Here is a 6,773-nt window from a genome sequence, read left to right as displayed (position 1 = left end):
GAGCAGGCGGGCCTGGCGTACTCCGGGCCGGACGAGGCGCTCGCGGACCTCTTGCTCGTGCAGGAGTCGCTCGTCGCCGCTGGTGACGCCCGGGCCGCGCGCGGCGAGCTGCAGGACGTCGTGTGGATGCTGCAGACCTTCGGCTTCCACCTCGCCGAGCTCGAGGTGCGTCAGCACAGTGCCGTGCACCGGGCGGCGCTCACCGAGCTGATCTCCCTGCTTCCCGGTGAGGTCACCGACCCGGCTGCGGCCGCCACGGACGCGGCCTTCCTCGACGACCTGGCGATCAACGGCTGGCCCGAACTCACCGCAGCAGCAAGTGCGACCACTCGGGAGGTGCTCGACACGTTGCGCGTCATGTCGTGGTTGCAGCAGCGCTGGGGTCAGCGCAGCTGCGGCCGGTACATCGTCTCGTTCAGCCAGAGCGCCAGCGACCTCGTCGCCGTGCGAGCCCTCGCTCGGCTCGCCGTCGGCACACGGCCGCTCTCCCTCGACGTCGTTCCGCTGTTCGAGACCGGCGCCGACCTCGATGCTGCCGACACGACCCTCGAGCGGTGGATGGGCCTGTCGTCGACGGCGGCGTGGCTCGAGGGTGTCGACCGTGAGGTCGAGGTCATGCTCGGGTACTCGGACTCGGCCAAGGACGTCGGCCCGGCCTCGGCGACCTTGGCACTGCACCGCGCCCAGCAGGCCCTCGTCGAATGGGCGGCGCGCCACGAGGTGACACTGACCCTGTTCCACGGCCGCGGAGGATCCCTCGGTCGTGGGGGTGGCCCGCTGCACCGGGCGATCGCCGCCCAACCGTCGGGCTCGGTCGACGGCCGATTCAAGGTCACCGAGCAGGGCGAGGTCATCTTCGCCAGGTACGCCGACATCCGCATCGCCGAGCAACACCTCGAGCGGGTGGCGTCAGCGGTGCTCCTCACCGACAACCCGACGCACGCCGCCGCCAGAGAGTCTGCCCGGCTGCGTTACGCCGATGTCGCGGCCGTGGTCGACGACGCCAGCAAGCGGGCGTTCCGGGCCCTGGTGGAACAGCCCGGGTTCGCCGACTTCTTCGCCATGTCCAGCCCGCTGGACCTGCTCGCGGACCTAAGACTGGGGTCGCGGCCGAGCCGCCGCAGCGGCACCGAAAGCGGTCGCAGCCTCGAGGACCTGAGGGCGATCCCGTGGGTGTTCGCCTGGTCGATGACCCGGGTCAACCTCCCGGGGTGGTACGGCCTCGGCAGCGGGCTCGAGGCCCTGGGTGACCCGACCCTGGCGCGAGAGGCGTATCGCGAGTGGCCGGTCTTCGCCGCCCTCGTCGACGTCGCCGAGATGAGCCTGGCCAAGACCGATGACCGGCTGGCAGCGCGGTTCCTCGAGCTCGGAGGCCGACCCGACCTCGCCGAGCGGGTGCTCGACGAACTCGCCCGCACCCGCCGCGAGGTGCTCAGCCTGCTCGACCAGGACGAGATGCTCGCCCGCAAGCCACACCTGCACACCGCCGTCCGGCTGCGTCGCCCGTTCGTCGACATGCTCAGCCACCTGCAGCTGCGCGGCCTGAGCGAGATCCGTGAGCACGGCGAGGAGGAGGCGGTCGGGTGGAAGCGGCCCCTGCTGCTCACCATCAACGGACTGGCAGCAGGGCTGCAGAACACCGGCTGAGCGCGCCTACTTGGTGGCCTCGCTCATCTGGCGCAGCTCCTTCTTGAGGTCGCCGACCTCGTCTCGCAGTCGGGCGGCGAGCTCGAAGTGCAGATCAGCGGCGGCCTGGTGCATCTGCGTGCTGAGTTCCTGGATGAGGGCGGCGAGGTCACTGGCGGCGACCGGGCCGGTTCGACGGGTAGCCAGCGATGCATCAGCCGCGGCCGCCCCCCGTCCGCCACGACCACCGTCGCTCTTGCCGCGCGACTGTGCCCGCCCGGAACCCAGGAGCTCTTGGGTGTCGGCGTCCTCACGGCCCAGCATGTCGGTGATGTCGGCGATCTTCTTGCGCAACGGCTGGGGGTCGATCCCGCGCTCGAGGTTGTAGGCGATCTGCTTCTCCCGGCGCCGGGTGGTCTCCTCCACCGCCTCGGCCATCGACGGGGTCACCTTGTCGGCGTACATGTGCACCTGGCCGGAGACGTTGCGAGCCGCGCGCCCGATCGTCTGGATGAGGCTGCGGCTGGAGCGCAGGAAGCCCTCCTTGTCGGCGTCGAGGATCGCGACGAGAGAGACCTCGGGCAGGTCGAGACCCTCGCGGAGCAGGTTGATCCCGACGAGGACGTCGTACTCCCCCAGACGCAGCTCACGCAGCAGTTCCACCCGGCGCAGGGTGTCGATGTCGGAGTGCAGGTATCGAACCCGCACTCCCTTGTCGAGCAGGTAGTCGGTGAGGTCCTCGGCCATCTTCTTGGTCAGCGTCGTGACGAGCACCCTCTCGTCCTTGTCGGCGCGGGTGCGGATCTCGTGCAGGAGGTCGTCGATCTGGCCCTTGGTGGGCTTGAGGATGATCTCGGGGTCGATCAGACCCGTCGGGCGGATGATCTGTTCGACGACACCGGTGGCCTTGGTCAGCTCGTAGGCGCCCGGGGTGGCCGACAGGTAGACGGTCTGACCGATGCGCTCGAGGAACTCCTCCCACTTCAGGGGTCGGTTGTCCATCGCCGAGGGCAGCCGGAAGCCGTGGTCGACCAGGGTGCGCTTGCGAGACGCGTCGCCCTCGTACATCGCGCCGATCTGCGGCACGGTGACGTGTGACTCGTCGATGACGAGCAGGAAGTCCTCGGGGAAGTAGTCGAGCAGGCAGTTCGGGGCCGTGCCCGGGAGGCGGCCGTCGATGTGCATCGAGTAGTTCTCGATCCCCGAGCACGAGCCGACCTGGCGCATCATCTCGATGTCGTACGTCGTGCGCATCCGCAGGCGCTGGGCCTCGAGCAGCTTGCCCTGCCGCTCGAAGAGGGCGAGCTGCTGCTCGAGCTCGCTCTCGATGCCGGCGATCGCCCGCTCCATGCGTTCCGGGCCGGCAACGTAGTGGGAGGCAGGGAAGACGTACATCTCCGACTCCTCGCGCACGACCTCACCGGTCAGCGGGTGCAAGGTGTAGATGGCTTCAACCTCGTCGCCGAAGAACTCGATGCGCACCGCGAGCTCCTCGTACATCGGGATGATCTCGACGGTGTCACCCCGAACCCGGAAGGTGCCACGCGTGAACGCCAGGTCGTTGCGCGTGTACTGCATCTGGACGAACTTGCGCAGGAGGTCATCGCGAGGCACCTCGTCACCGACGCGCAACCGGACCATCCGGTCGACGTACTCCTGCGGGGTGCCGAGCCCGTAGATGCAGGACACCGACGCCACGACGATGACGTCACGCCGGGTCAGCAGCGAGTTCGTGGCGCTGTGCCGAAGCCGCTCGACCTCGTCGTTGATCGAGGAGTCCTTCTCGATGTACGTGTCGGTCTGCGGTACGTACGCCTCGGGCTGGAAGTAGTCGTAGTAGCTGACGAAGTACTCGACGGCGTTGTTGGGAAGCAGCTCACGGAACTCGTTGGCCAGCTGGGCGGCCAGGGTCTTGTTCGGCGCCATGACCAGGGTCGGCCGCTGGACCTGCTCGATGAGCCATGCGGTGGTCGCCGACTTGCCGGTGCCCGTCGCACCGAGCAGGACGGTGTCCTGCTCGCCCGCCCGGATGCGCTTCGTGAGGTCGGAGATGGCCTGGGGCTGGTCGCCGGCAGGCTCGAAGTCGGAGACCACCTCGAAGGGCGCCACGCGGCGCTGCAGATCTGTCGTCGGACGCATGTCCCTACGGTATGCCGAGCCACCGACAGCTGGCCCGGTTGCGCGTCCCGCTCCTCAGGCACGCCCGATGGGCGGCACCCAGGCGGTGGACTCGGCCCACGTACGAGCCCGCTGGTCAGCGGCGTCGAACCAGGGCTCCTTGCCGTTGACATAATGCTCGATCGAGCCCGCCTTCGCGGCGAGGTCGGTCTTCATGCAGGCGTACGAGGCCCGCTCGCTCGGATCGGCCCGCAGCCAGTCACGGAACATCAGCGCCCAGGACCAGCCGGGTGAACCCACCTCGCGGACGTGGACGTGGGCGACCCGGCCGGGGTCGCACGACCCGTGGAACCGCTTGGGCCACGACGTGCCGTCCTTGCCGTTGTCGTGCCAGTCGCCCTCGGCCCGGACGAACCCCGCGGCAGCCATCGCCGTGACGAACTCAGGTGCGTCGGCGTCCGCGAGCGAGGCGACCCCCACCTGGAGGTCGATGACGTCCTTCGCGACCAGACCCGGCACGGCCGTGGAGCCGATGTGGTCGAGCGTGAGCGCGACGTCGCCGACGGCGTGTCGGATGCGCGCGAGCAGGCGCGCCGCCTGGGCTGGCCATGTCGGGTCCGGCGCCGAGATCGTCGGGTGGGACAACCGCGATCGGATGCCGTGGGTCAGGTTGAGGTCGAAGGGCTCGATCCGCTCGTGCCACAGTCGCAGGACCGCGGCTCGCAACGCCTCGGTGGTGCCCTCGTTGTCGAGCCAGACGTCGGCCGCGGCACGGCGTTGCTCGTCAGAGGCCTGCGCGGCGATCCGGGCCCGCGCGTCGTGCTCCGACATGCCGCGCAGGTCGACGAGCCGGCGGACCCGGATGGCCTCCCCCACCCCGACGACGACGACGAGGTGGTAGTCGGCCGCCATCTGCTTCTCGACGAGCAGGGGCATGTCGTGCACCATCACCCGCCCCGGTGGCACGGCGGCCATGAGCTCGCTCGTGCGGGCCCAGATCGCCGGGTGGGTGATGGCCTCGAGGTCACGCAGGGCAGCGGCGTCCCCGAACACGAGGCGGCCCAGGGCCGGCCGGTCGAGCACCCCGTCGCTGGTCAGCACCTCCGGCCCGAAGCGGTCGGCGATGGCTCCCAGCGCAGGGGTACCGGGTTCGACGACCTCGCGCGCCACGGCATCCGCATCGATGACGACGGCACCCAGCGACGTCAGCTGGGCCGACACCGTGGACTTGCCCGACCCGATTCCCCCGGTGAGGCCCACGCGCAGCATGCCGGTGACCCTACAAGGAGTCGTCACAGGTGTTCCCCGATTCGTCGTGGCACGACGATGCGCGCGGCTAACCTGCCAGCCATGGCAACCACACACACCGTCGTCTCGGGCGACACCCTCGGACAGATCGCCGCCAAGCACAAGGTCGCCCTCGCGGACCTGATGACGTGGAACGGCATCAAGGACCCCAACAAGATCTCCGTGGGGCAGGTGATCCTCCTGACCGACCCGAACCCCACCCACACGGTCGTCGCCGGGGACACGCTCGCCAAGCTCGCCGCCACCTACGAGCTGACCGTGGACGACCTCGTGCGCTGGAACGCGATCAAGGACGCGAACGTCATCACGGTGGGTCAGGTGCTGAAGCTGAGCGGACCTCCGGCCCCGCCTGCTCCCCCGGTGCCGCCCGCCGAGCAGATCTACGTCGTCCAGCCCGGCGACACCGTGTCCGCACTGGCGCAGAAGTTCGGCCTGCGCTGGGTGGACATCGCGGCCATCAACAAGCTCGAGGACATGGACCTCATCATCGTCGGACAGAAGCTCGTGATCCCGGCCCAGGGTCTGGCCCGCTGACCTCAACCGACGAAGGCCCGGCCACCCCTCACGGGGTGACCGGGCCTTCGTCGGTGATGTCACGGCATCCGATCAGGGATGCCGATGGCGTCAGTTACCGGTGAGCTTCTCGCGCAGTGCGGCGAGCGCCTCGTCGGAGGCGAGGGTGCCCTCAGCAGCGGGGGCCGGCGGACGCGGGGCGCCACCGTCCTCGGCCGGCGTGGAACCGGTCTCGGACGAGTAGGACGTCTCGTTGCTGCCACCAGCAGCCTCGGCGTCGGCCTTGGCGAACGCCTCGACCTGGGCCCGGTGGGCCTCCCAGCGAGCGTGTGCCTCGGCGTACTGCTTCTCCCAGATCTCACGCTGCGCCTCGAAGCCCTCGAGCCACTCGTTGGTCTCGGCGTCGAAGCCCTCGGGGTACTTGTAGTCACCCTTCTCGTCGTACTCGGCGGCCATGCCGTACAGCGTCGGGTCGAACTCGACCTGGTTGGCGCCGTCCTCGTTGGCCTGCTTGAGCGACAGCGAGATGCGGCGACGCTCGAGGTCGATGTCGATGACCTTGACGAAGATGTCGGTACCGACGGTGACGACCTGCTCAGGCAGCTCGACGTGGCGCTCGGCCAGCTCGGAGATGTGCACCAGGCCCTCGATGCCGTCGTCGACGCGCACGAACGCACCGAACGGGACGAGCTTGGTGACCTTGCCCGGGACGACCTGACCGATCGCGTGGGTGCGGGCGAAGTGCTGCCACGGGTCTTCCTGCGTGGCCTTCAGCGACAGCGAGACGCGCTCGCGGTCCATGTCGACGTCGAGCACCTCGACGGTGACCTCGTCGCCGACCTCGACGACCTCGGACGGGTGGTCGATGTGCTTCCAGGACAGCTCGGAGACGTGGACGAGACCGTCGACGCCACCGAGGTCGACGAACGCACCGAAGTTGACGATCGAGGACACGACACCGCTGCGGACCTGGCCCTTGCCGAGCTCCTTGAGGAAGGTCGTGCGGACCTCGGACTGGGTCTGCTCGAGCCAGGCACGGCGCGACAGGACCACGTTGTTGCGGTTCTTGTCGAGCTCGATGATCTTGGCCTCGATCTCCTTGCCGACGTACGGCTGGAGGTCGCGGACGCGACGCATCTCGACGAGGGAGGCAGGCAGGAAGCCGCGCAGGCCGATGTCGAGGATGAGGCCGCCCTTGACGACCTCGA

General features: G+C 69.1%; 5 protein-coding genes. 2 read left to right on the top strand and 3 right to left on the bottom strand.

Features of this window, described 5'->3' with window-relative positions; translation table 11 throughout:
- Positions 1–1,647: phosphoenolpyruvate carboxylase (locus tag PLL68_RS10755; RefSeq protein WP_324533943.1), on the top strand; the 1,647-nt coding region annotated here is incomplete at its 5' end.
- Positions 1,648–1,653: 6 nt separating this feature from the next.
- On the opposite strand, the gene uvrB is transcribed toward PLL68_RS10755, so the two are convergent.
- Both uvrB and coaE read right to left on the bottom strand, forming a co-directional pair.
- A complete protein-coding gene (gene uvrB / locus PLL68_RS10750; RefSeq protein WP_324533941.1) occupies positions 1,654–3,765 on the bottom strand; it encodes an excinuclease ABC subunit UvrB in 2,112 nt (703 codons plus the stop codon).
- A gap of 54 nt (positions 3,766–3,819) precedes the next feature.
- Positions 3,820–5,013: a dephospho-CoA kinase gene (gene coaE / locus PLL68_RS10745; protein WP_324533939.1), complete on the bottom strand. Its 1,194-nt coding sequence runs from the start codon at positions 5,011–5,013 to the stop codon at positions 3,820–3,822.
- A gap of 81 nt (positions 5,014–5,094) precedes the next feature.
- Here coaE and PLL68_RS10740 point away from each other — a divergent pair, with 81 nt between their 5' ends.
- Positions 5,095–5,586, top strand: a complete 492-nt coding sequence (locus PLL68_RS10740; RefSeq protein WP_324533937.1) for a LysM peptidoglycan-binding domain-containing protein — start codon at positions 5,095–5,097, stop codon at positions 5,584–5,586.
- 90 nt (positions 5,587–5,676) lie between these two features.
- Here PLL68_RS10740 and PLL68_RS10735 read toward each other — a convergent pair.
- Positions 5,677–6,773 (bottom strand): S1 RNA-binding domain-containing protein (locus PLL68_RS10735; protein WP_324533935.1); only part of this gene is annotated, 1,097 nt, incomplete at its 5' end.

This window comes from Ornithinibacter sp. (assembly GCF_035443565.1).
GTDB lineage: Bacteria > Actinomycetota > Actinomycetes > Actinomycetales > Dermatophilaceae > Fodinibacter.
This window is presented reverse-complemented; position numbering and strand designations above follow the sequence as displayed.